Source organism: Streptomyces mauvecolor, assembly GCF_039532965.1.
GTDB lineage: Bacteria > Actinomycetota > Actinomycetes > Streptomycetales > Streptomycetaceae > Streptomyces > Streptomyces violascens.
This window is the reverse complement of the sequence record NZ_BAAASQ010000009.1, coordinates 392,176-414,283: the sequence shown is the minus strand read 5'-3', so window position 1 is coordinate 414,283 and position 22,108 is coordinate 392,176. Positions and strand designations below refer to the sequence as shown.

The following is a 22,108-nucleotide window of genomic DNA, read 5'->3' as shown; positions in this document are numbered from 1 at the left end:
GGGTGACCCCCGACGAGAGGCGCTCTCATCGGGGGTCACCGGAGACGGTCAGCGAAGCCTCTGCGGTCAGAGGAGCTTCTGCGGAGCCTGGAACTGGTCGACGGGCGCGACATTGCAGGCCGCCTTCGGGCCGCCGAGCAGGTGTCCGCCGATGCCCTCGCCCTCCGGCAGCGGCACCAGGCAGCGAGCGTCGATGTTGATGAGCGGGGCACCGTAGGTGTTGAGGATGCCACCCGCGTCACCGGCGATCGCGGTGTTGCCGTTGCGGGTTGCGAAGTCCGTGGCACCGCCGGTGCCACTCGTGGTCGGGCCCGACCCGGCACGGGCAGCGCGGATGCTGTCGTGAGCGTTGGTGGTGCTGCTCTCGGCCTCGGGACCGTTGGTGTGCGCCGACGCCGGAGCGGCGACAGCCATCATGGCGGCGGTGGCGAACGCCGCGCCGGCCAGAACCTTCTTGATCACAGTGGTGCTCCTGGTGTGGAGGTGGACTCAGTGTGAGGGGCCCGTTTCACACATGGTGCCGCCCCACATGGACACAGAACTGCGACCACTGCGCGGAAGTTACTCTCTGTTACTCGTTCGGCCCAATGGTTGACGCGAGAGCACTCTCACCCCTTCCGCAGGGCGAGCAGCCGGTACTCGGGGTCCGCCCGGGGCCGGTGCGGGTCCGGCAGGGCTGCCAGGGCGGCGGCCAGTTCCTCTGCGGGCGGGCCCGTCAGGCTGAACCAGGAGGCGAAACGGCCCTGCCGGACGGCGTCCGCGGCGGCGAGTGGGGTGCGGCCCTGGCCGTGTCCGGTGAAGCGGGCCTCGGCCACCGGGGTCAGGCCGTGCCGGGCGGCGTACGACTCGATCAGGTCGGCCCGGTCGGAGGGGATGCCGGTGCGGTGCGGGGTGAGCAGGGCGTCGATGTCGGAGCCGACGTCGTGCGCGGCGTCCTTGTCCACGGTGGTGATGAACACTCCGCCCGGCTTCAGTACGCGCGCCACCTCGGCCACGATGAACCGTGGCGTGATCCGGCCCAGGTGCAGCAGCCACACCGCGGTCACCGCATCCAACGCCCCTGCCCGGAAGGGAAGTCGGTGCACATCGGCGAGGACGATCCGGCGGCCGACGCGCTCTGCGGCGATGCTCGCCATGCCGTACGAGGCATCGGCCCCGTGCACGCGCAGGCCCGGCCGGTTCAGGCGCTGGGTGACCGAACCGGTGCCGCATCCCATGTCGAGCAGGGTGCGGGCGGTGTCGGGAACGAGTCGGAGGACGGCGTCGGCGGCCGCCTCGGCCCGGGGCACGCCGCCGCGCGTGGCATCGTAATGGGCCGCCTCCGCGTTGTAGTCCAGCATGCGGATCACTGTACGAGCGTGGTCACCCCGCGCCGTGGCCGGGGGCGATCTCCTCTACGCGGTGGGCGAGTTGGAAGTCCAGGGCGGTGAGGGCGCCGCCCGCGTCGTGGGTGTTCACGGACAGGGAGACCGTGTTGTAGCCGAGGGTGAGGTCGCTGTGGTGGCCGAGCTCCTCCTGGATCTGCGCCACATGGACCACCATGGCCGTCGCGGCGAAGTGGTTGGCGAGCCGGAAGCTGCGGGAGATCCGGTCGTGGTCGTCCGAAAGCGACCAGCCGGGCAGCTCGCGCAACCGGTCCTCGATGTCCTTCTGCGACAGTGGCTCAACGGGCATGTCGAGATACTCCTTACGGGGTGGTGACATGACGGGGTGGAGCGGTGACGCGGAGGCTCCACATCCGTAGCGTCTCCTCTATGCGTGTACTTGTCACGGGAGGCGCGGGCTTCATCGGCTCGCACATTGTCACAGCCCTTGCCGCACACGGCCATGAGCCGCTCGTCCTGGACCGGGCGGTCCGTCCGGGGGACGACGTCCGGGATCCGGATGTCGTCGCCGCGGCGCTGGTCGGGGTGGACGCGGTGTGCCACCAGGCGGCGATGGTCGGACTCGGCACCGGGTTCGCCGACGCCCCCGCCTATGTGAGCTGCAACGACCTCGGCACGGCGGTGCTCCTGACCGCGATGGCCGACGCGGGGGTACGGGAACTGGTCCTCGCGGGGTCGATGGTGGTCTACGGCGAGGGCCGCTACGAGTGCCCCGAGCACGGGGTCGTACGCCCGGGGCCCCGGCCGGCCGAGTGGCTCGACGCGGGGCGGTTCGAGCCCCCGTGCCCGCGCTGCGAAGCCGAGTTGAGTCCTGGCCTTGTCGCGGAGGACGCCCCGGTCGACCCCCGCAATGTGTACGCCACGACCAAGCTGGCGCAGGAGCATCTGGCCGCCGCCTGGGCCCGGTCGACGGGCGGGCGGGCGGTGTCGCTGCGCTACCACAACGTGTACGGGCCGGGGATGCCCCGGGACACGCCCTATGCGGGGGTGGCCTCGTTCTTCCGCTCGTCGCTGGCGCGCGGCGAGGCGCCCCGGGTCTTCGAGGACGGCCGCCAGCGCCGGGACTTCGTGCACGTACGGGATGTGGCGGAGGCGAATGTGGTGGCGCTGGAAGCGCTCTCAAGCCGCCCGCCCGGCGCGCTCACCGCCTACAACACGGGGAGCGGCACCCCGCACACCGTGGGCGAGATGGCCCGGGCGCTCGCCTCGGCGCACGGGGGTCCCGCTCCGGTGGTGACGGGCGAGTACCGGCTCGGCGACGTACGGCACATCACGGCGGACTCGGCGCGGCTGCGGAGCGAACTCGGCTGGAAGCCGGTCGTGGGGTTCGCGGAGGGGATGGCGGAGTTCGCTACGGGGTAGGCAGCCGCCCATGTGTGAGTGGCCCAGGGCGCGGAAGGGGCCGGGGCGCTTGCCCGGCCCCCTCTCTCCCGGCTTTCGGCTGCGGGCCGTCGTAACTGGTCGCGCTCACGCGGCGGAGCCGCACGACGTCACAGCCCCGCGCCCCGTGGGGCGCCTACGCCGGGGCGACCGGCAGGGTCAGCTCGAAGCGGCAGCCGCCTGCCACGTTGCGGACTTCCGCGCGGCCCGAGTGGGCCTCCACGATGCCTCGGACGATCGCGAGGCCGAGGCCCGCGCCCCCGGGCGGGGTGCGTGCCTCGGTACCGCGCCAGCCGGTATCGAAGACGCGGGGCAGGTCGTCCTCGGCGATGCCGCCGCAGCCGTCGGTGACGGAGAGCGTGACCGCGCCGTCCCGGTCCTCGGCGGCGACCGCGACCGTGCCGTCGGCCGGGGTGTGCCGGATGGCGTTGACCAGGAGGTTCGCGAGGACCCGGGTCATCTCCTTGCCGTCCACCTCGACCGGCACCGCGTCGACGCGCTCTCCCACGAGGCGTACCCCGTGTTCGCGGGCCAGCGGGTCCGCGCCCGCCAGCGCGTCGCCGATCAGGTCGTGGACGGACATGCGGGCGGGGTTGAGGGAGAGCGCTCCCGCGTGGATGCGGGAGAGTTCGAAGAGGTCGCCGACCATGGAGTTGAGGCGCTCGACCTCGGTTCTGATCTGGCGGAAGTAGCGGTCCGGGTCCTTGGCCATGCCGTCTTCGAGGGCCTCGGCCATCGCGCGGAGCCCGGCGAGCGGGGTGCGCAGGTCGTGCGAGATCCAGGCGACGAGTTCGCGCCGCGAGGTTTCCAGGGCCCGCTCCCGCTCGCGCGACTCGGTCAGCTTCGCGCTGGTGGCCGCCAACTCCCGGCTCAGCGCGGCGAGTTCGGCGGTTGCGGGCCCCGTGGGGGCGTCGAAGCTTCCACCGTCGCCGAACGAGCGGGCGGCCAGGGCGAGGCGGCGGCTGCTGGCCACGACCCTGCGGCCGAGCAGCAGCGCGGTGGCCAGTGAGGCGACGGCGGCCATGGCGACGACCACGGTCACCACCGTCAGGTCGTGGGAGTTCAGGAGCATGGCCCAGGCGACGGCGAGCGTGCCGGCCAGCATCGCGATGACCGCGACGGCCGCGACGACGGCCACGGACGCGGTGAGCGAACGGTGCCGCAGGAGGCGCAGGGCGAGTGCCCCACCGAGCCCGGCTGCCGCGGCACCGAGGAAGGCGTACAGGGCGATGAGCAGAACGTCACCCATGGTCGCCTCCGCGGCGGACGGCTGCGTCCGCCCCGGTGCCGCTGGGCTCGGCACCATAGGGCTGGGCACTATGTGGCCCTGGCTCATGTGACTGGGCACCATGTGGCTCGCGCCCAAGTGGCTGGGCACCATGTGGCCCGAGCCCATGTGGCTGGGCGCCGTGTGGCTCGCGCCCATGTGGCTGGGCACCATGTAGCCCGAGCCCATGAAGCTCGGCTCCATACGGCTCGGCGCCATCCTGCTGGCGGCCCGCCACATGTGGCTCAGTCCCATAGAGCTCAGCCCCATGTGGCCGACCCCTATATGGCTCAGCACCATGTGCTGCCACCCCCGCACCATGTGCCGCGGCAGCGCTGCCCTCCGCCGTCCCCTCGCCCTCACTCTCCGTCTCGAACCGGTACCCCACCCCCCACACCGTACGAATCAGCACAGGCTTCGCCGGATCCGTTTCGATCTTGCCGCGTAGGCGGCGGACGTGGACGGTGACCGTGGACAGGTCGCCGAACTCCCAGCCCCACACCTCGTGCATCAGGCGCTCGCGGGAGATGGCCTCGCCGGGGCGGGCCAGGAGGTAGGCGAGGAGGTCGAACTCCCTCAATGTCAGGGCCAGTTCGTTGCCGTCCTTCGAGGCGGTGCGGGCGGCCGGGTCGAGGGCGATGCCCGAGCGGGACATGCGCGGGCCCGGGCGGGCGGTGGCGGTGCGGGCGCGGCGCAGCACGGATTCGACGCGGAGGACGAGTTCGCGCGGGCTGAAGGGCTTGGTCACATAGTCGTCCGCGCCTATCTCCAGGCCGAGGATGCGGTCGTCCTCGTCGCCCCGCGCGGTCAGCATGATCACCGGTATCGGGGCCGTGGCGCGCAGTCGGCGGCACACCTCCAGGCCGTCCATGCCGGGCAGCATCAGGTCGAGTACCACCAGGTCGGGGCGGCGCCGCGTGGCCGCGCGCAGGGCGGCGGGGCCGTCGGCGGCGAGGTCGACGGTGTGGCCCGCGCGTTCCAGGTAGCCGGTGACGACCTCGGCGACGGTCGGATCGTCGTCGACGACCAGGATGCGGCTCTCGGTGCTGTGCATGGAATCCAGCGTCGCACCGCCCGGGGGCGTCCGTCTGCGCCGGGTGGGCCCCGGGCGGGCGATGTCCGCGTTTCGTAAGAACCTGATATCCGTTTTGTCCGCTTTGGATTCGTACGGTGAGGACGTGACTGAATCCCCTTCCGCTCCACCGCCCGCGTCCCCGCCCCCGTCCCCGTCGCCGCGACAGTCCCCGTCCGCAGACCTTCCGGGACCGGCCTCGGTGACCGTGGACGTCGTGCTGCCCTGCCTCGACGAGGCCGAGGCGCTGCCCTGGGTGCTGGCCCGGATCCCGGACGGCTGGCGGGCCGTCGTGGTCGACAACGGCTCGTCGGACGGCTCGCCCGAGGTGGCACGCTCGCTGGGCGCGACCGTCGTGTACGAACCCCGCCGCGGCTTCGGCGCGGCCTGCCACGCCGGGCTGCTCGCGGCCGAGGCCGAGTACGTCTGCTTCTGCGACTGCGACGCCTCCCTCGATCCGGGCGAGCTCGTCCCCTATGTACGGGAGGTGGCGTCCGGCGCCGCCGACCTGGTGCTCGGCCGGCGGCGGCCGCAGGGTCTCGGCGCCTGGCCGCTGCACGCGCGGGCCGGGAACCTGGCGCTCGCGCGGATGCTGCGGCGCCGCACCGGGCTGCGCCTGCACGACCTGGGGCCGCTGCGGGCCGCGCGCCGCGAGGCTCTGCTCGGGCTCGGCCTGACCGACCGGCGCAGCGGCTACCCGCTCCAGATGGTGGTGCGCGCGGCGGACGCGGGCTGGCAGGTGGCCGAGCACGAGGTGCCGTACCGGCCGCGCACCGGGAAGTCGAAGGTCACCGGGACGTGGCGGGGCACCTGGCAGGCGGTGCACGACATGCGCAAGGTCCTTGCCGAGCCGCCCGTGGCGGCGCGCACGTCGGCGGTGGCGCGATGAGCGGTGCCGCGGCCGTATCCGGTACAACGCTGATCGTCCTGGCGAAGGCGCCCGTGCCCGGCCGGGTCAAGACGCGGCTCACCCCGCCGTACACCCCCGAGGAGGCGGCCCGGATCGCCGAGGCGTCGCTCGCCGACACCCTGGACGCGGTCCTCGCCACCCCCGTACGCAGAAGGCTTCTCGTACTCGACGGCGAGCCGGGGTCATGGCTTCCGCAGGGCTTCGAGGTGGTGCCGCAGTGTGCGGGCGGCCTGGACGAGCGGATCGCGGCGGCGTTCGCGGCGTGCACCGGGCCCGCGCTGCTGATCGGCATGGACACGCCGCAGGTGAGCCCGGCACTGCTCGCACCCGCGCTGGCGGACCCCGGTCCGGGCGACGCGTGGTTCGGACCGGCCGAGGACGGCGGGTTCTGGGCCCTCGGCCTCACCGAGCCCGACCCGTCGCTGCTGCTCGGGGTGCCGATGTCGGTGGCCGAGACCGGACGCGTGCAGCGGCAGCGGCTGTACGACGCCGGGCTCACGGTGCGTGAGCTGGCCCGACTGCGGGATGTGGACACCGCGCACGACGCCCAGCTGGTCGCGGCCGAGGCCCCGCACGGCCGCTTCGCCCGGTCCCTGGCAGCCGGAACCCCGGCGATTCGGCCCCCCGCCGCCCAGCCTCCGACGGCCGGCTCCCTCACCGCCGGGCCCCGCGCATGGTGAGAGCGCTCTCCGCCGCCCCGGCCGCCTGGCACGCCGACCCCTATACCGATGCGCTCCGCTCCGGGCGCGGCCCGCTGTTCCTGCGCAGGCCCGACGGCTGGCTGCTGCCGCTGGAGGTCGAACGCTGGTGTGCGGAGCCGGACTTGGCCGACCGTACGGTGCTGCGCCGCTGCCGGGGCGCGGTCCTGGACATCGGCTGCGGGCCCGGTCGCCTGGTGGCGGCCCTCGCCGCCGAGGGGATCGCCGCGCTCGGCGTCGACGTGAGCCCCGAAGCAGTCCGCCGCACCCGGGACTGGGGCGGCAGCGCGCTGTGCCGCTCGGTCTTCGACCGGCTGCCGGGCGAGGGGCGCTGGGACACCGCGCTGCTCGTCGACGGGAACGTGGGCATCGGCGGCGACCCGGCGGCGCTGCTCGCCCGCGTGGCCCAACTCGTCGTCCCCGGCGGCCTGTTGCTGGCCGAGACGGCACCGTACGAGATCGACGAGCGGATCCGGGTACGGGTCGCCGATGCCAGTGGTGCGGCGGGTGGTGACTTCCCCTGGGCGCGGCTCGGCACCAACGCGCTGCTGTCCTGCGCCCGGCCGCTGGGCTGGCGTCCGGCCGGTCGCTGGACCGCGGCGGGCCGCCCGTTCGTCGCCCTTCGGCGCCGGTAGAGCCGCTGGAGGGCGTGTCCGCCCGAGTGGAGGAGGACGGGGACGCGCCGAAGGGCGGGGCAGGGGATGAACCCCGCCCCGCCCTTCGCGTGCTCAGGTCAGCTCACGTTGACCGCTGTGTCGTCGACGACGAACGACGTGGCCAGGCTGCTGTCCTCCACACCGTTGAACTTGAGGGTCACCGTCTGCCCCGCGAACGAGGAGAGGTCGAAGGACTTCTGCGCGAAGCCGGTGTTCTTGTTGAGGTTGGAGTAGCTCGCCAGAGTGGTCGAACCGGCGGTCACCGTCAGCTTGTCGTAGGCGGTGGAGCCGGTCGTCTCCTTGGTGTCGATGTGCAGGTAGTAGGTGAGGGTGGCGTGGCAGCCGGCCGGGATGCTCACCGACTGGGAGAGCGAGTCGGTGTGGCTGGTGCCGTAGCCGTCGAGCCAGGCCTTCCACGAGCCGGAGTGCGCGGCCTCGCCGCTGGAGTTGTCGATGACGCCCGCGGTCGCCGACCAGGGTGCGGCGCTGCCGGTCTCGAAGCCGGGGTTGCCGAGCAGCTGGGCCGGGGTGCAGTTGCCGCCCGTGGAGGTGACGTTCCAGGTGAAGGACGTCGAACCGCTGGCGTTGGTGGTGTCCTTGGCGGTCACCGTCACGCTGGAGGACCCGACGGTGGTCGGGGTGCCGGAGATCAGGCCGGTCGAGGCGTTGATGGACAGGCCGGCCGGGAGACCGGTGGCGCTGTAGGTCAGCGACTGGCCGCTGTCGGAGTCGGTGGCGTGGATCTGGAGCGAGGCCGCCGTGTTGACCTGCGTCGACTGATTGCCCGGGTTGGTCACCGAGACGGTGTTGCCGGTGCTGGTGCCGCCGGTGAAGGCCGCGGTGCCGTTCGGGGTGCCGAGGCCGGTCGGGCCGTCGTAGCCGGCGCCTGCCTTGCACAGGTAGGCGGGGCTGCAGCTGCCGTTGGCGCCGGAGGTGACGTCGTTCAGCGAGCCGGTGTGGGCGTACGGGTAGGACGCCGGGTTGGTGCCCGCGGCGGGGGTGCCGGCGAGGGCGTACACGCTCGCGATGATGGGCGAGGAGGCGCTGGTGCCGCCGTACACGTTCCAGCCGCTGGCCTGGTAACTGTCGTACACCGCGAGGCCGGTGGCGGGGTCGGCGACCGCGGAGACGTCGGCGACGGTGCGCTTGGCGCAGCCGGTGTCCGTCTGCCAGGACGGCTTCGGGTCGTAGGCCGAGCAGCCCGAGCCCGCGCCCTGGCCGCCGGAGCTGGTGCCCCAGACCGACTCGGACCAGCCGCGGCTGTTGCTCGCGCGGCTGAGCGAGGTGCCGCCCACGGAGGTCACGTACTGGGAGGCGGCCGGGTACTCGACGCCGTAGCCGCTGTCACCGGAGGAGACGGTGATGGCGACGCCGGGGTGGTTGAAGTAGGAGGCGTCGGAGCTGGGGTCGGTGGAGTCCTCGCTGCCGCCGTAGCTGTTGGAGACGTACTTGGCGCCCATGGTGACCGCGCGGTTCACGGAAGCGCCGAGGTCCTCCATGGTCGCCGAGTTGGCCTCGACGAGCAGGATGTGGCACTGCGGGCAGACGGCGCTGACCATGTCGACGTCGAGCGAGATCTCGCCGGCCCAACCCGAGTCCGCGGTCGGGTAGTTGGTGCCGCCGTTCTGGTCGACCTTCTTGAAGCAGCCGTTGGCGGTGGTGCAGGCGGGCAGTCCGTACTGCGAGCGGTAGGTGGCCAGGTCCGACTCGGCGTTGGGGTCGTCCTGGGCGTCCACGATGGCCACGGTGGTACCGGCGCCCGCGTTCGACGGCAGGGCGTAGGCGCTCTGCAGGTCGCTGGGGCCGTAGCCGGAGGGGGCGGCGGCCGTGGATATGCCGAGGTGGTGCTGCACATCGGTGCGGGCCAGGGCCAGGCAGGACATCACGCCCGCCTTGGTCGGCTGGGCGCACAGCCGCTGGGTGTTGGCGGGCTGAGCACTGTCGGCCTGAGTGGCGGCACTTACGGACGGGGCCACGGCGATGAGTCCACCGGTGACCAGGGCCGCCGCGGACAGCGCGGCGGTGGCAGCCCGACGGGTGAATCCGGGGAGGCCGAAGGGTCTCTTCGAGTACAAGGAACTGCCCTCCATGGGGGGTCGGTTCGCCGGATCGGGGCGAGCGGAGGTGCGGGGATGGAGCTCGGTGAGCGGCAGGGCGGATCCGGCGCGTGCGGCAGAACATGTGCGAACGTTCGGCGGTGTCCGTGCGGGGTGATCGGCGGTGCGTGTGCGGCACGTCCAGCGGTACGTGTGCTGCGTGTGCCGCGGGGGTGCGCTGCGAGCGGCGATGCATGTGTGCGATCGGCGGTACGTGCGGCACGTTCGGCAGTACGTGGGTGCACGTGATCGGCGAGTGCGGCCTAGCCTGATCAGTGCATGACAGTGGCACCTCGCGAAAACTGCCACCCGCTCAAGTGGTGGCAGGGATGAAGGTAGCGACGGCCGACGGGGCCGACAACAGCCTTTGGCAAGCCCCAGGCAAAGCCTTGCCCTCGAAAAGGGATGGATCACCGATCGCGCCCGCCGGGGAATTCCCAAAGGATCACAGGGCTGCTCAGAGCCGGGTGTACGTGTATACGGTGGCGGGCAGCGGAGCCGAGGAGGACGTACATGGAGTCGGACGGGGATGCGCATGGAGCCGGATGAGGGGTCGGTCAGCGACCTGGTCGAGCTGGGCCTCTCCCGCTACGAGGCACGCGTCTACCTCGCTCTCGTCCGGCGCGACTCCTACACCGCGGCGCAGGTGGCACGGGAGGCCGAGGTGCCCCGGCAGCGCATCTACGACGTCCTCGACGGCCTGGTCCGCGCCCAGCTCGCGGTGGCCCACCGCGGGCGCGTCGCCACGTTCGCCGCGGTCGCCCCGGAGCTCGCCGTGACGCGCCTGATGAACCGTCAGAGGGAGTCTCTGGAACGCCTGGAGAAGGTGTCGACGGGTCTCACTTCGCTCCTGCTCCCGCTGTGGGCGGACGGGCGGGCGCACACCGATCCGCTCGACTACATCGAGGTGCTGCGCGACCAGCGGCAGATCGCCGAGCGCTTCGCGGACATCCAGGAGCAGGCCGACTCCGAGCTGCTCACGTTCTGCATGCCGCCGTTCGTGGCCCCGGCCGCCAACACGTCCGGGATCAAGGCGACCAGGCGGCTTCGGCGGGCCAAGGGCACGGTGCGGGCGGTGTACACGCACGACGCGCTGGCCGACGAGGAGGTCCTGGAGAACGTGCGGCGCTTCGCCGAGGCGGGCGAGGAGGCCCGCTTCACCCAGCGGCTGCCGCTCAAACTGGTCATCGCGGACGCCTCTCTGGTGCTGTGCGACATGCCGGATCCGGTGGCGGGGACGGGCTCGACGACCGCCCTGTACATCGAGCATCCGGCACTCGCGGCCTGCCTGCGCCTCGCGTTCCAGAGCGTGTGGGAGGCGGCGGAGCCGATGCGGGCGGCGGGGGACTGACCGAGGGGACCGGGAACGGCGGAGAACCCCCCGTTCCCGCGTCAGCCCTCCGGATCGTCATCGGCTCTCCGGATCGTCCGCCCTGTTCGCCCTCCCCCAGGCCCAGCGCCCCGCGCCCAGCAGCACCGCCAGCACGGCCACCGCCGCGAGGGAGATCAGCAGACCCCGTACGTAATCCAGCGGCAGCACCGAGGAGTTGGCCGTCGGGAGGGGGCGGAGCAGCACCGGGAGGGCGACCAGGGTGAGGCAGCCCGCGGCCAGCAGGGCGCCGCGCACCAGGCCGCGGTGCTTCAGGCCGCCGACCAGGAACCCCACGCCGAGGACCAGCGGCGCGATCACCCCGTCGTGCAGGACGACGGCCCCGGCCAGCCAGATCAGCACGTCCCAGTGGGTGCTCTGGCCCCACAGCAACAGTGCGCCGAACGCCATCAGCGCGACTCCCGCCGCACCCACCGCCGTGCGCATCACAGCACCTCCAGGCGGGTGACCCACTTCGTCTGCAGCACGCCGGGGCGGTTCGGCGCGATGATGCGGGCGGGGTAGCCGTGGTCGGGCGTGAGGGTCTGCCCGTTGAGCGTGAGGGCGAGCAGCGTGAGCGGATCGTGGGCGTACTCGCGGCCCATCTCCATCACCCGGTACGAGCCGTACTTCTCCAGCGAGGTGACCCGCACCCGTGCGTCCGGCGGCGCGCCGGCCCGGCGCAGCAGGTCGGTCATGCGTACGCCGGTCCAGCGCGCGGACTTGCTCCAGCCTTCGACGCAGGCGATGGGCAGGACGGATGCGTGCCGGGCGAGCGCGGACAGTTCGGCGAGGGTGAGGGTGTAGGGGCGGGGGCCGTCCACCGTCAACAGGTAGGTGGATGCGTCGACTCGGCCCACTCCGGCGGCCGCCGCGGTCTTGTTGACGGGGAGGCTCTGGGGCCCGTGGTCGGGGTGGCGCGGCGCGAGGACGTCGAAGGACTTCAACGGGGTGAAGGACTGGCCGACGGTGGTGAGGGTGACCGCGCCGACGGCAGCCGTCACACCGGTCAGGAAGGAGCGCCGGTCGGGTCCGTCGGCTGCGGGCAGTGCCAGAGTGCCGGTCGACTTCCGGCTCCAATGCTCTTTGATTTCCGGGTACTTGACGGCCACATGGAGCGTCAGCGCTCCGGCGAGCAGCCACGCCACGGCGAAATGCACGGGGACGAAGCTGAACGGCCACGGGTACCACTGCACCGTGTTCAGCAGTCCCGTGAGGAGCTCGAAGACAGCGCCGGCGACGAGGACCGCGACCGAGAGGCGCTCCAGCGCATGGCGTACGGACCGCACCGGCGGCCACGCGAACAGCCTCGGGTACACCGTCCACAGCTTGGCGAGCAGCAGCGGGATCGCGGCGATGCCGGACGCGACGTGCAGGCCCTGGGTGAGCCGGTAGCCCCAGCTGGGCCTGCTGGGCAAGTAGTCCGCCAGCCATCCGGGCGGGTGCTGGAGGTAGTGGCTGATCAGTCCCGTGCCGAAGCAGATCGCGATCGCGACACCCAGCAGGCGGCCGATGGAGGTCGCCGTACGTGCGTCGTGCAGTCGGCCCTTGAAGACGGGCGGCCGCACTGCGGGAAGTCGTGGCTTCATGCCTCCCATCCCACCCCGGCAGACCCCCGTTCGGGACGGCTGAACACCTTACGGTTCGCGAACGCCGCCGTCCGGTGCGGGAATGCGATGACGCAATCAATACCGTGACAGGGGCCCGGGCATGTGGTTAGGATCTTTGGGCAGCATCGCGTGTCGGTCACCGGCCGGGTGAGACATGGAGGTGTCTGTGAGATGCCTGTTGGAGGCATTCCACCGTGTCAGTACAGTTGAATCACACCATCGTCGCTTCCCACGACAACCGGGTGTCCGCCGAATTCCTCGGCGACATGCTCGGCCTTGAGGTCGGCAAGGAATGGGGACCTTTCATCCCCGTCACGACCAGCAACGGCGTCACTCTCGACTTCGCCACGGTGCCCGAGGGCACCGATATCCCCGCGCAGCATTACGCATTCCTCGTGTCCGAGGAAGAATTCGATGCGGCATTCCAGAAGATCACGGATCTGAAGCTTCCGTTCTTCGCGGATCCGCACCGCCAGCACCCCAACGAGATCAATCACAACGACGGCGGCCGCGGGGTCTATTTCCCCGACCCGTCGGGGCACTGGCTGGAACTGCTGACCGTTCCCTACGGCGGCTGGCAGTAATCCGGTAGCCGAGTAATCCGCCCCCGCGCGCCCGGCAGAACCTTACGGTTCGCGGACGGCGGGGGCGGCCTGCCGTCCGCAGCGGTGCGAAGGTGCGAGGCTCGCGGGGTGACCCATGGACGTACCGCATGCACCGCCGCCCTGCTCGCCGCGCTGACCGTCGTCATCGCCCTCACCGTCCTCCGCGACGGCTATGCCACCGACCCGGGCGGGCTCTCCTGGTGGTACGCGGCGGCCTGGCTGCTGTTCGCCGCGGCTGCCTGGTCGGTGCGCAGGGTGCCGGTCCGCCACCAGGCCGCGCTGATCGTCGCGGGCGGGATCGCCGTGGCCGCGACCGGCCTCCTCGCTCCCCCGCGCACGAGCACGGACGCCTACCGGTACGCCTGGGACGGCCGGGTGCAGGCGGCCGGGATCTCCCCGTACGACCACGCTCCGGCCGACCGCGAGCTGGCCGGACTGCGCGACCGCTGGCTGTTCCCGACGGATCCGGCGCAGTGCGCGCTGCCGGACCACGCCCCGGTGGACGGCGGCTGCACCCTGCTCAACAGGCCGTCCGTCCACACCATTTACCCGCCCGTCGCCGAGGCGTACTACCTGGTGGTGGATGAGATCGCGCCCCGTTCCGCCCGCCTGAAGCCGTTGCAGACCGGCGGCGCGCTGTTCGCGGTGGGTACCACACTGGGGCTCATGAGGATCGTGCGGCGGCGCGGCCCGGACGGGGCTTCGGGCCCGGTGCCGGCCGTCGCGTACTGGGCGTGGTGTCCGGCCGTGCCTCTGGAGGCGGTCAACAACGCCCATATCGACGTCCTGGCCGTGCTGTTGACCGTCGTGGGGCTCGGCGCGCTGACGGGACGTCCCGCGATCGGGCGGCTGCGTGCCGCAGCGGGCGGGGCACTGATCGGCGCGGGCGTCGCGGTCAAGCTACTGCCCGCCGTGGTCCTGCCCGCGGTCCTGCGCCGGCGGCCGGTCACCGTACTCTTGTCGACGGCAGGCATGATCGCGCTCTCCTACCTCCCGTACGCGCTCACCTCCCACTCCTCGGTGTTCGGCTACCTCGGCGGATACACCGAGGAGGAGGGGTACGACGATCCTTCCGCGCGGGGCCGTTTCGCTCTGCTCCGCCTGGTGCTGCCCGACAACTGGTCGCTGCCGGTCGCACTCGCCGTCCTGATCGCGGTGACCGCGTACGTGATGCGCCGCGGAAACCCCGAACGCCCCTGGTCGGGCGGTCTGTTGCTGCTCGGCTGGTCCTTCCTGCTGCTCACGCCGGGCTACTCCTGGTACGCGCTGCTCCTGGTCGCCCTCGTGGCGCTCGACGGGCGGTGGGAGTGGCTCACCGTCGCCGCTGCGGGGGCGGCCGCGTATGTGACGACTCCGGCCGCGCCGGACTTTCCCGTACCGACGACGGCGTACGGGGTCGCGGCGGGCGCGGTCCTCGCGGCCTGGGTACTCCGGCGCCGCCGCAAGGGACAGGATGCGGGCCGCTCGGAGGCGTTGTCACAGGCGCGGGTTAATGTCTGAGCTATGACAACTGCCGCACTGGAAACGGGAGTAGGGCCGATGCTGCGCGGCTGGCGCGAGCAGCGCCGGATCAGCCAGCTGGAGCTCGCGCTGCGCGCCGACTCGTCGGCCCGGCACATCAGCTTCATCGAGACCGGCAGGTCCCGGCCGAGCGAGGAGATGGTCCTGCGCCTCGCCGAGCACCTGGACGTGCCGGTCCGCGAGCGCAACGCCCTGCTCCTGGCGGCCGGTTACGCCCCGCACTACGCACAGACTCCGCTCGACGACCCGTCGATGAGCTCCCTGCGCGAGGGGATGGAGCGGCTGCTCCAGGCGTACGACCCCTACCCCGCGCTGATGGTCGACGCGACATACACGGTGCTCGCCGCGAACCGGGGCATAGAGATGCTGCTCGAAGGTGTGGCCGGGCATCTGCTGACACCGCCGGTGAACGCGATGCGGCTCACCCTCCACCCCGAGGGCCTCGCCCCGCGCATCCGCAACCTGGCGCAGTGGCGCGGCCACCTCCTGGAACAGATGGAACGGCAGATCGCGCTGCTGCGCAGCGACACCCTGCGCGCGCTGTACGAGGAGGTCGCGGCCCACCCCGTGCCGGCCGGCGCGGAGCCCGGCGACACCGGAGCCCACCCGGTGTTCCCCTTCGCGCTGCCGCTGCGCATCGAGCACGCGGGGACGGTCCTGTCCTTCATATCGACCATCGCCACGTTCAACACGCCGATGGACGTCACCGTCTCCGAGCTGGCCATCGAGACGTTCCTGCCGGCCGACCCGGAAACGGCGAAGTACCTTCAGTCCCTCATGCCGTAGCCGGTACGCGGTCCAGGAACCCGGCGACGGAGCGGATGCGGCCGTCCTCGGCGAGGGCGATCACGTCGAACCCGGCGACCGGGGCCGAGCCGTCGGCGACCGACACCAGCTCCCACCCGAAGCGGGCGACGTCGTGGTGACCGTCGACCGCGCCGAGCAGCCGGAACTCGAACCCCGGGAACTGGGCGTGCGCTCCGGCGATCACGGCTGCGACCGCTTCGCGGCCGGCGACCTCCGCGAGCGGGTCGGTGTAGGACCCGTCCTCGGTCCACGCCGCGGCGACGGCCTTGGCGATACCCTCGGCCGAGCCGGCGTTCCACGCCTCGAAGTAGCGGGCGACGGCGGTCTCGTAGCGGTTCTCGGACATGGAAATCAGCCTCCGTGAAGTATGTGACGCCTAGTCAGAATCCCGGGACCCGGCCGGAGTGCGCCGCCCGGGTCCCGATGTCCCCAACTCTGCCGGGGGACGGCGAGGGGCGCGATTACCGCACAGGTAATGGAGGTTGATGTGGTGGGCGACAGCTCGGCCGTGCACGGGCCGGACGGGATGGTCTGGTACGCCTCGTACGGCTCCAACATGCTTCGCGACCGGCTCGCCCACTACATCGAGGGCGGCCGGCCGCCGGGCGCGGCCCGGACGCACCCGGGGTGCCGGGACCGTCGGCCGCCCGCCGCGTCCGCGCCGGTGGAGCTCCGCGGGGCGCTCTACTTCGCGACCCGGTCGCCGGTCTGGCGGGGCGGCCGGGCCTTCTACGATCCCGACGCGGACGGCCACGTGCTCGGCCGCGCCCACCTGGTCTCGGCGGGCCAGTTCGCCGACATCGCGGCGCAGGAGATGTACCGGGCCCCCGGCGCGGACCTCGACCTCGGCGAGGTGCTGAGCACGGGACGGGCGGTGCTGGGCGACGGGCGGTACGAAACCCTGATCTGTACGGGCCGGCTCGACGGCCGGCCCGTCCTCACGTTCACCGCCCCCTGGCGGATGGCCGAGGTCGCCTGGACGGCGCCCTCGGCCGCCTACCTCGGGCACCTGGCCAGGGGGCTGCTGGAAGCGGGTATTTGGGACGAGGACGTGGTCACCGCCTACTTGGCGGACTGCCCGGGCGCGGCGGGCCCGTGGACGGCGCGGGCCGTCGCGGAACTCCTCGCGGACTGACGCCGTCCGCATCGGCGAGCCGGACAGTTGCTCAACAATCACCTCTGGCGAGCCAGTTGGGAGGATCGGCCCCCTTCGGATGCCGCTCGCCCCGCCTCCGTACTCTTACGCATGCGGCAGGCGCAACGGACCGCGTTTTCGAGGAGGACAGGGATGACGGTGACTCTGCGGGTGGAGGCGACGGCGACGGCGGGCGGGCTTGTGCTGCGGCCCTGGCTGCCGGACGACGCCGATGCGGTGATCGAGGCCTACAGCGACCCCGACATAGCCCGCTGGACGACCAGCCCCATGAAGACCTCCGAGGACGCGCTGCGGTGGCTGGAGCGGCAGTGGGAGGGCGGAGAGACCGGAAAGCAGTTCAGCTTCGCGGTCTGCGAGGCTCAACTCGACGGTGGATACGGCACGTTGTTGTGCGACGTCTCCCTCAGGTGGGGCGACGACGGCCGCGAAATCGGCGAGGTCGGCTACTGGACCTTGGCCCACGCCCGCGGCCAGGGGGTGGCCCCGCGCGCCCTGGAAGCGCTCTCGACGTGGGCCTTCGACGCCTTCGCGGGCGACGGTCTTCGCCGCCTCCAACTGATCCACCAGATCGACAACCTCGCCTCGTGCCGCGTCGCCGAGGAGACCGGCTACCGCCTCGACCGGATCCTGCCCGCCTACCCGCCCTACCCCAGGGACGGGCACGTCCACGTGCGCGACGCGGTCTGACCCGGATCAGGGACACCACACCCCGTACGCGCGGCCGTTCCGCCGTACGGCCCCGATCCGGGCGCGGGGCGGGACTTCGAGTGCTGATGGCGGTGGGCGCCCGGGAGAATCCGGGCGCCCACCTCGGGTTCTAGCGCGTTGGGCGCTCCTCCTTCGGGCGCTCCTCCTGTCCCTCGGTCTTCTTCATTCCCTTCTTCGGCGTACCGGTCCCGGCGGGCCGGACACGGGCGGCCTCGGCTCGGATCATGGCGTTGAGCGCCGCGAACGGATCGATGGGCATGGCTGAACCACCTTGCTGCGTAAGGGAGTCGACTGACTGATCCGGTTCCGTGCGGAACGGTCAGCAGCGCAGCACCACACAGCGAACGCCCGTCGCCTCAGCAGGCCGACGGGCGTGGTCGTACGAAGCGGAGGGCGGCGACACGGATTCCGGCCGCGGCATGTCGAACACCGGCGGGCGGACCGGCCGCGCAAGCCGGACCGGCTGTACGGGAAGTACCGCGTCGGCCGCGTCCTGGACGCCCTCGTCGGACGGCTCGGGGGCCGCCGACACCGCGGCCGCGTCCACCGTCCGCCCCTCGCACGCCGGCACTCCGGGCACCGCCCCGAACAGCGCGCAGAGCACCGACAGCACCACGAGGGTGCGGCGCAGGGCGGCGAGGGAGGCGGACGGCACGAGGACAGCTCTGCCCAGCTATGCCCGTTACGTGCCGAAAGCCCGGCAGATCCGCTCTACCGGGTGACTCCTCTTGACATATCACTCCGAACCGGCACAGGGAGCCCGGTCGCCCGCCGAACACCACGTACCCGCCCTCGCCCCCGGTCCTCGGAGAACCGGTGAGGGCGGAGTCGTGGTCACGGCCGTGCGGGATCCAGCTCTCGGGTTCCCGTCCGGGATGTCGCTCCGGGGATCCGCCTCTGGGGATCTAGCTCTGCGGAGGGGGGTCCTGCGGCCGCTCCTGGGTGCCCAGCTGCTCGTTGATCTTCTGCTGGGCCATGTCGACCTGGCTCTGGTACTTGTTGCCGGTCTTGGCGTCGAAGGCGTCGCCCGCCTTTTCCACGCCCTGCCGCGCGGTGTCCTCGTGGCCCTTGAGCAGGCCCTTGAGCTTGTCGAGCATCGACATATCTGCCTCCTTGCGGATGCTGGCACACCCAGCATCCGCGCATTCGCCCGGGTTCGCACCCCCAGACGCGGGCCGGGCCGGGGGCGGACAGGGGCGTTGGCGGCGCCGGTCCGCGTGCCCCGGCCCCTCCACGCGCCGCATGGCCGCCTCGGCGGACGGCACACATCGCTACCCCCGGCTGCGGATCATCGCCATCAGCAACTCGTGGGTCTCCGCATCGGCCGCCGCCACGAGGCCGCGGCCCCGCGGGCCGACCGGGGCGCCGTCGATGCCCGTGACCACACAGCCGGCCGCCCGGCACAGGGCGATACCGGCGGCGAAGTGCACGCTGTCCGAGAGATCACCGCCGTCGGTGACATACGCGGCTCGCTTGCCGGCCGCGACCCAGGCCAGCGCCAGTGTCGTGGACACCACCCTCGGCCGGAACCGGGCGACGAAGCCGGGGTGGGCAAGGAGGTCGGTGGCACGGAACCCGGGCGCGTTCGGGAACGGCGGATCCAGGTTGACGTCCACCAGGCGCGTGGCGGGCGTGGGCACCAAGGGAGCATCGGCCCCCTCACTCCGTACCGAGGCCGTCTCCCCGTCGGTGCAGAAGACCTCGCCGCCGAACGGGTCGGCCACCGCCGCCGCCCCGTCGCGCAGCGCCACATTGACGGCCACGAGCATGCTGGCCACGGCGTAGTTCAGCGTGCCGCACAAGGGATCCACCAGCCACTGGCGCTCCGCGTCGGCGCCCCCTTGCCGCCCGCCCTCCTCGCCGAGCACCGCGTCGTCGGGGCGGGCGGCGCCGATGACGTCGAGGATCGCCTTCTCCGCCGCCACATCGGCGGCGGTGGCGAAGTCCCCGGCACCCTTGTCGATGCGGGCGAGCCGCTGCCCGTACAGGGTGCGCACCACGTCCGCGCCGGCGGCTGCCGCTGCCGTGGCGACCTCGGCGTCGCCGGAACGTCCAGATGAGTTGATCATGGCGCGCAGGGTATCGGTGCCTGCGCGACGGCGTCAGTGGCCCTTGCCCACCGCGAGCCCCATCCCCGAGACCGTCGCCACGATGCCGTTCTTCTCGACGTGTACGCCGCGCAGTTGCAGGTCCCTCGCCTCCTTCGGCAGCGTGAACGAGAAGGACAGGCGGTCGGAGAGCTCCGGCGGGCGCATCGCTATCAGGCCGGTGATCAGCTTCGGGTCGATGCCCACCTTGGAGAGGAGCCAGGGGTGGTCCGCCACCACGTCCACGAGGTTGACCCGCATCAGCTGGTCGATGAAACGGGGGGTGCCCACCAGTTCGTGGAGCTTCGCCTCGTTCTTCAGCGCCAGCTCCACGTCCTTGTCCGGCACTCCGAGCCGCTTCACCACCGCCGGTACCGAAAGGAGCGCCTTCACCCGGGCCGTGTCCCGGCTGATGAGTTCGGCGGTCTCGCGGTGCAGGGTCAGGCCCCGGTCGCGGCCCGGGCGGTAGGTGGCGATGCCGGGCATGTCGAGGCTCATGCCGTCGATGTCGGTGGACAGGCCCTGGCTGCTGACGAGGCGCAGCTGGGCCTCCGCGCTGACGTGCAGCTCCTGCCCGGCGATGCTCAACTTGCCGTCGGCACCCACCGAGTTGTCGCCGCGGCGGCTGAACTTGACCTGGGATGCGGCGAGTTCGCGGTTGAGGTCGTCGAAGGAGAGGGTGATCTCACCGTTCAGGTTGCCGACGACCGCGCCGCTGATGTCGCTCGGCAGATGGCCCGTCAGCTCGATGCTGCGCGCGCTGGCCTGCACTTTCGCGAGGGACACGCGGTCGGCGGGCACGTGGGGCACGGTGACGTCCACGCGTTCCAGGTGCTTGTCCAGGACCTGGGTGAGGAAGGGGAAGCCGTGGATGTCCACCTGGGGCGCGGCGGCGAGATGGAGGTCGTTCTGGATCGCCTGCTGCGCCTTCTTCTCGGCGTACATCGCCGCGCAGCGGTCCGCGAGGACGAGGAATCCGGCGCCCACCACCAGGGCGACGAGCAGTTTGCCCGCGCGGGGCACGGCCGCTAGGAGGCTGCCCCGGCTCCGGCGGCGGCGCCGGGCGCGGCGGCGCTGCGGCCGGGACCAGAAGCCGTGGTCGGGGTCGGCGTCCACCAGGCCCGAGGGCGCCTCGGCCGGTATCGCTTCCGGTATCTCCTCGGTGGCGTAACCGGGGTCGGTCCAGGGCTCCTCGGCCGGGTGGGGGTCGGGCTCGGGGTCGGCCAGGGCCGCGAGTTCGTCGTAGGGGTTGCGGTAGCGAGCGTGCATGCGTGTGGGGGTTCGCATCACCTCATCCCACCACACATGATCCACTCGTACGCAACCCGCTACCGGCAGTACGTCCTGAATGGCCCGAACCCTGACGCCTCCTTGGCCTCCACGCGGCGCCCGAGGTGGCGAACAACACGTCAGGCGGCGGTCCTCTCCTGGGCGTGCTGCTTGCGCGCCGCCATCCACGCGTACACGAGGACGCCCGCGAAGAGGAACAGCACGCCCTGGTAGACCGCCTCGTACCCGGAACCGGCCACCAGCCACATCGAGAAGCCGAAGGCGAGCACGGCCAGGACCGCGTCGCGGACCAGGCGGGAACGGTGCACGCGCTCCCCCTGGCCGGAGGCGAGGAAGTAGATCTGCGCGGCGGTCGACAGGAGGTAGGGCACGGTCGCCGTGAACGTGGTCACCAGGACCAGGATCTCGAAGACGCCCTTGGATCCGGCCGTGTAGTTGTAGACCGTCAGGAGCGAGGCGAGGACGGCGGTGACCAGGACACCCACCGTCGGGACGCCGCGCTTCTTCTTCCCGAACACCTGCGGGAAGAGGCCGTCCCGGGCGGCGGCGTACGGGGTCTGGGCGCTCAGCAGGGTCCAGCCGTTGAGGGCGCCGACCATGGAGACGAGGGCGGCGAGGGCGACCGCGGTGCCGCCCCAGGTGCCGCCGAACATGGAGTTCACGGCGTCCGTGAAGGGGGCGGTGGAGCTGACGAGCCTGTCGTGCGGGACGGTGCCGAAGACGGAGAGCGTGCCCAGGAGGTAGATCACGGCGGCGCCCATGGTGCCCAGGATGGTGGCGCGGCCGACGTTGCGGCGCGGGTCGCGGACCTCGCCCGCGCTGACGGCGGCGGACTCGACGCCGAGGTAGCTGAACAGCAGGATCGCGGCGGAGGCGGATATCGCGCCGAGCCCGGACTGGCCACCGGCCTGGAAGGGGCCGAGGTTGGCGGGGTCGAAGAAGAAGAGGCCGCCGACGGCGACCAGGAGCAGCGGGGCGAACTTCAGGACGGTGGCCACGAGTTGGACCGCGCCCACGTACCGGGTGCCCGCGAGGTTGGCGAGGGCCGGGAGCCACTGGAGCAGCAGGGCCGCGGTGATGGTCGCCGCCTTGGACGCGTGGACGGGTATGAGCACGTCGAGGTAGCCGACGGCGGCGACCGCGAGGGCCGCGTTCGAGACCCAGGTGGTGATCCAGTAGGACCAGGCGGCCAGGAACCCGGCGAAGTCGCCGAAGGCCTCGCGGGCGTACACGTACGGGCCGCCGGTCTGCGGGTGGCGCTCGGCGAGCCGGCCGAAGACGAGGGCGAGCGCGATCGCACCGGCGGTGAGGACGGCGAACGCGACCAGGCTGATCGTGCCGAACGGGGCGACCGAGGCGGGCAGCAGGAAGATTCCGCCGCCGATGATGTTGCCCATGACCAGGGCGGTCGCGACCGGCAGGCCGAATTGCCGGGCGTGCTTGCTCTGGGTTTCTTGCATGGTCATGGTGGGTGGGGGCGCCTCTCGTACG

The 22,108-nt window shown here is 72.0% G+C and carries 24 protein-coding genes and 1 pseudogene; 10 read left to right on the top strand and 15 right to left on the bottom strand.

Features of this window, described 5'->3' with window-relative positions; all coding sequences use genetic code 11:
* Positions 1-66: 66 nt before the first annotated feature.
* The 3 genes from ABD346_RS14430 to ABD346_RS14420 form a co-directional block, all read right to left on the bottom strand.
* Complete coding sequence (locus ABD346_RS14430; protein WP_344375017.1) at positions 67-462, bottom strand: hypothetical protein; 396 nt, start codon at positions 460-462, stop codon at positions 67-69.
* Between the two features lie 146 nt (positions 463-608).
* A complete protein-coding gene (locus ABD346_RS14425) occupies positions 609-1,340 on the bottom strand; it encodes a class I SAM-dependent methyltransferase (protein ID WP_344375016.1) in 732 nt (243 codons plus the stop codon).
* 22 nt (positions 1,341-1,362) lie between these two features.
* Positions 1,363-1,674, bottom strand: a complete 312-nt coding sequence (locus ABD346_RS14420) for a 4a-hydroxytetrahydrobiopterin dehydratase (protein WP_344375014.1) — start codon at positions 1,672-1,674, stop codon at positions 1,363-1,365.
* Positions 1,675-1,754: 80 nt separating this feature from the next.
* On the opposite strand from ABD346_RS14420, the gene ABD346_RS14415 reads away from it, so the two are divergent.
* Entirely contained in the window at positions 1,755-2,747 is a 993-nt protein-coding gene (locus tag ABD346_RS14415; protein ID WP_344375013.1) for an NAD-dependent epimerase/dehydratase family protein, read from the top strand.
* Positions 2,748-2,901: 154 nt separating this feature from the next.
* Here ABD346_RS14415 and ABD346_RS14410 read toward each other — a convergent pair whose 3' ends face one another.
* Positions 2,902-4,014: a sensor histidine kinase gene (locus tag ABD346_RS14410; RefSeq protein WP_189963212.1), complete on the bottom strand. Its 1,113-nt coding sequence runs from the start codon at positions 4,012-4,014 to the stop codon at positions 2,902-2,904.
* A 388-nt stretch (positions 4,015-4,402) separates the two neighbouring features.
* Positions 4,403-5,086 (bottom strand): annotated as a pseudogene (locus tag ABD346_RS14405) (response regulator transcription factor); the annotation flags it as partial.
* Positions 5,087-5,210: 124 nt separating this feature from the next.
* Here ABD346_RS14405 and ABD346_RS14400 point away from each other — a divergent pair.
* The 3 genes from ABD346_RS14400 to ABD346_RS14390 are packed head-to-tail and all read left to right on the top strand — an operon-like array spanning position 5,211 to position 7,347.
* A complete protein-coding gene (locus tag ABD346_RS14400) occupies positions 5,211-5,993 on the top strand; it encodes a glycosyltransferase family 2 protein (protein WP_381229874.1) in 783 nt (260 codons plus the stop codon).
* Positions 5,990-6,694, top strand: a complete 705-nt coding sequence (locus tag ABD346_RS14395) for a TIGR04282 family arsenosugar biosynthesis glycosyltransferase (RefSeq protein WP_344375011.1) — start codon at positions 5,990-5,992, stop codon at positions 6,692-6,694. Before ABD346_RS14400 ends, ABD346_RS14395 begins: the two co-directional genes overlap by 4 nt.
* Positions 6,688-7,347, top strand: coding sequence for a class I SAM-dependent methyltransferase (locus ABD346_RS14390; RefSeq protein WP_344375010.1), 660 nt, complete (start codon positions 6,688-6,690; stop codon positions 7,345-7,347). The genes ABD346_RS14395 and ABD346_RS14390 overlap by 7 nt, the downstream gene beginning before the upstream one ends.
* Before the next feature lie 98 nt (positions 7,348-7,445).
* Here the strand turns inward: ABD346_RS14390 and ABD346_RS14385 are convergent, their stop codons facing one another.
* A complete protein-coding gene (locus ABD346_RS14385) occupies positions 7,446-9,443 on the bottom strand; it encodes a putative Ig domain-containing protein (RefSeq protein WP_344375008.1) in 1,998 nt (665 codons plus the stop codon).
* Positions 9,444-9,999: 556 nt separating this feature from the next.
* Here ABD346_RS14385 and ABD346_RS14380 point away from each other — a divergent pair.
* Positions 10,000-10,815 carry a TrmB family transcriptional regulator gene (locus ABD346_RS14380; RefSeq protein WP_344375007.1) on the top strand — a complete coding sequence of 272 codons (816 nt, stop codon included), beginning with the start codon at positions 10,000-10,002 and terminating at the stop codon, positions 10,813-10,815.
* 57 nt (positions 10,816-10,872) lie between these two features.
* On the opposite strand, the gene ABD346_RS14375 is transcribed toward ABD346_RS14380, so the two are convergent.
* Both ABD346_RS14375 and ABD346_RS14370 read right to left on the bottom strand, forming a co-directional pair.
* A complete protein-coding gene (locus ABD346_RS14375; protein WP_344375005.1) occupies positions 10,873-11,280 on the bottom strand; it encodes a hypothetical protein in 408 nt (135 codons plus the stop codon).
* A complete protein-coding gene (locus ABD346_RS14370) occupies positions 11,280-12,431 on the bottom strand; it encodes a molybdopterin-dependent oxidoreductase (protein WP_381229880.1) in 1,152 nt (383 codons plus the stop codon). The genes ABD346_RS14375 and ABD346_RS14370 overlap by 1 nt, the downstream gene beginning before the upstream one ends.
* Positions 12,432-12,637: 206 nt before the next feature.
* On the opposite strand from ABD346_RS14370, the gene ABD346_RS14365 reads away from it, so the two are divergent.
* The 3 genes from ABD346_RS14365 (at position 12,638) to ABD346_RS14355 (ending at position 15,355) form a co-directional block, all read left to right on the top strand.
* Entirely contained in the window at positions 12,638-13,027 is a 390-nt protein-coding gene (locus ABD346_RS14365; RefSeq protein WP_344375003.1) for a VOC family protein, read from the top strand.
* A gap of 108 nt (positions 13,028-13,135) precedes the next feature.
* Positions 13,136-14,548, top strand: a complete 1,413-nt coding sequence (locus ABD346_RS14360) for a glycosyltransferase family 87 protein (protein ID WP_344375001.1) — start codon at positions 13,136-13,138, stop codon at positions 14,546-14,548.
* A 3-nt stretch (positions 14,549-14,551) separates the two neighbouring features.
* On the top strand, positions 14,552-15,355 hold the full coding sequence (locus tag ABD346_RS14355; RefSeq protein WP_344375000.1) for a helix-turn-helix domain-containing protein: 804 nt from the start codon (positions 14,552-14,554) through the stop codon (positions 15,353-15,355).
* Here the strand turns inward: ABD346_RS14355 and ABD346_RS14350 are convergent.
* Positions 15,345-15,722: a nuclear transport factor 2 family protein gene (locus ABD346_RS14350; RefSeq protein ID WP_381229885.1), complete on the bottom strand. Its 378-nt coding sequence runs from the start codon at positions 15,720-15,722 to the stop codon at positions 15,345-15,347. The two genes, ABD346_RS14355 and ABD346_RS14350, sit on opposite strands and share 11 nt — an antisense overlap.
* A 129-nt stretch (positions 15,723-15,851) precedes the next feature.
* On the opposite strand from ABD346_RS14350, the gene ABD346_RS14345 reads away from it, so the two are divergent.
* Positions 15,852-16,511 (top strand): histone deacetylase, encoded by a 660-nt coding sequence (locus tag ABD346_RS14345; RefSeq protein ID WP_344374999.1) that lies wholly within the window; start codon positions 15,852-15,854, stop codon positions 16,509-16,511.
* A 153-nt stretch (positions 16,512-16,664) separates the two neighbouring features.
* A complete protein-coding gene (locus ABD346_RS14340) occupies positions 16,665-17,219 on the top strand; it encodes a GNAT family N-acetyltransferase (protein ID WP_344374997.1) in 555 nt (184 codons plus the stop codon).
* A gap of 130 nt (positions 17,220-17,349) precedes the next feature.
* On the opposite strand, the gene ABD346_RS14335 is transcribed toward ABD346_RS14340, so the two are convergent.
* From ABD346_RS14335 to ABD346_RS14310, 6 genes are all read right to left on the bottom strand, one after another.
* Entirely contained in the window at positions 17,350-17,499 is a 150-nt protein-coding gene (locus ABD346_RS14335) for a hypothetical protein (RefSeq protein WP_344374996.1), read from the bottom strand.
* Between the two features lie 60 nt (positions 17,500-17,559).
* The gene (locus ABD346_RS14330; RefSeq protein ID WP_344374995.1) at positions 17,560-17,895 is read right to left on the bottom strand and encodes a hypothetical protein; all 336 of its coding nucleotides are present in this window, start codon (positions 17,893-17,895) and stop codon (positions 17,560-17,562) included.
* Positions 17,896-18,145: 250 nt separating this feature from the next.
* Positions 18,146-18,343 carry an antitoxin gene (locus ABD346_RS14325; protein WP_344374993.1) on the bottom strand — a complete coding sequence of 66 codons (198 nt, stop codon included), beginning with the start codon at positions 18,341-18,343 and terminating at the stop codon, positions 18,146-18,148.
* A 168-nt stretch (positions 18,344-18,511) separates the two neighbouring features.
* Positions 18,512-19,309, bottom strand: coding sequence for an inositol monophosphatase family protein (locus ABD346_RS14320; RefSeq protein ID WP_344374992.1), 798 nt, complete (start codon positions 19,307-19,309; stop codon positions 18,512-18,514).
* A 33-nt stretch (positions 19,310-19,342) separates the two neighbouring features.
* A complete protein-coding gene (locus ABD346_RS14315) occupies positions 19,343-20,614 on the bottom strand; it encodes an LmeA family phospholipid-binding protein (RefSeq protein ID WP_344374990.1) in 1,272 nt (423 codons plus the stop codon).
* Positions 20,615-20,736: 122 nt separating this feature from the next.
* A complete protein-coding gene (locus ABD346_RS14310) occupies positions 20,737-22,083 on the bottom strand; it encodes an amino acid permease (protein ID WP_344374989.1) in 1,347 nt (448 codons plus the stop codon).
* Positions 22,084-22,108: the final 25 nt, after the last annotated feature.

Bases quoted from the DNA above. Each gene is read 5' to 3' on its own strand.
- ABD346_RS14320 (WP_344374992.1), bottom strand. From the start codon at position 19,309: ATGATCAACTCATCTGGACGTTCCGGCGACGCCGAGGTCGCCACGGCA.
- ABD346_RS14420 (WP_344375014.1), bottom strand. From the start codon at position 1,674: ATGCCCGTTGAGCCACTGTCGCAGAAGGACATCGAGGACCGGTTGCGC.
- ABD346_RS14350 (WP_381229885.1), bottom strand. From the start codon at position 15,722: ATGTCCGAGAACCGCTACGAGACCGCCGTCGCCCGCTACTTCGAGGCG.
- ABD346_RS14355 (WP_344375000.1), top strand. From the start codon at position 14,552: ATGACAACTGCCGCACTGGAAACGGGAGTAGGGCCGATGCTGCGCGGC.
- ABD346_RS14310 (WP_344374989.1), bottom strand. From the start codon at position 22,083: ATGACCATGCAAGAAACCCAGAGCAAGCACGCCCGGCAATTCGGCCTG.
- ABD346_RS14425 (WP_344375016.1), bottom strand. From the start codon at position 1,340: ATGCTGGACTACAACGCGGAGGCGGCCCATTACGATGCCACGCGCGGC.
- ABD346_RS14335 (WP_344374996.1), bottom strand. From the start codon at position 17,499: ATGCCCATCGATCCGTTCGCGGCGCTCAACGCCATGATCCGAGCCGAG.
- ABD346_RS14415 (WP_344375013.1), top strand. From the start codon at position 1,755: ATGCGTGTACTTGTCACGGGAGGCGCGGGCTTCATCGGCTCGCACATT.
- ABD346_RS14345 (WP_344374999.1), top strand. From the start codon at position 15,852: ATGGAGGTTGATGTGGTGGGCGACAGCTCGGCCGTGCACGGGCCGGAC.
- ABD346_RS14340 (WP_344374997.1), top strand. From the start codon at position 16,665: ATGACGGTGACTCTGCGGGTGGAGGCGACGGCGACGGCGGGCGGGCTT.
- ABD346_RS14315 (WP_344374990.1), bottom strand. From the start codon at position 20,614: ATGCGAACCCCCACACGCATGCACGCTCGCTACCGCAACCCCTACGAC.
- ABD346_RS14325 (WP_344374993.1), bottom strand. From the start codon at position 18,343: ATGTCGATGCTCGACAAGCTCAAGGGCCTGCTCAAGGGCCACGAGGAC.
- ABD346_RS14375 (WP_344375005.1), bottom strand. From the start codon at position 11,280: ATGCGCACGGCGGTGGGTGCGGCGGGAGTCGCGCTGATGGCGTTCGGC.
- ABD346_RS14395 (WP_344375011.1), top strand. From the start codon at position 5,990: ATGAGCGGTGCCGCGGCCGTATCCGGTACAACGCTGATCGTCCTGGCG.
- ABD346_RS14370 (WP_381229880.1), bottom strand. From the start codon at position 12,431: ATGGGAGGCATGAAGCCACGACTTCCCGCAGTGCGGCCGCCCGTCTTC.
- ABD346_RS14410 (WP_189963212.1), bottom strand. From the start codon at position 4,014: ATGGGTGACGTTCTGCTCATCGCCCTGTACGCCTTCCTCGGTGCCGCG.
- ABD346_RS14380 (WP_344375007.1), top strand. From the start codon at position 10,000: ATGGAGCCGGATGAGGGGTCGGTCAGCGACCTGGTCGAGCTGGGCCTC.
- ABD346_RS14390 (WP_344375010.1), top strand. From the start codon at position 6,688: ATGGTGAGAGCGCTCTCCGCCGCCCCGGCCGCCTGGCACGCCGACCCC.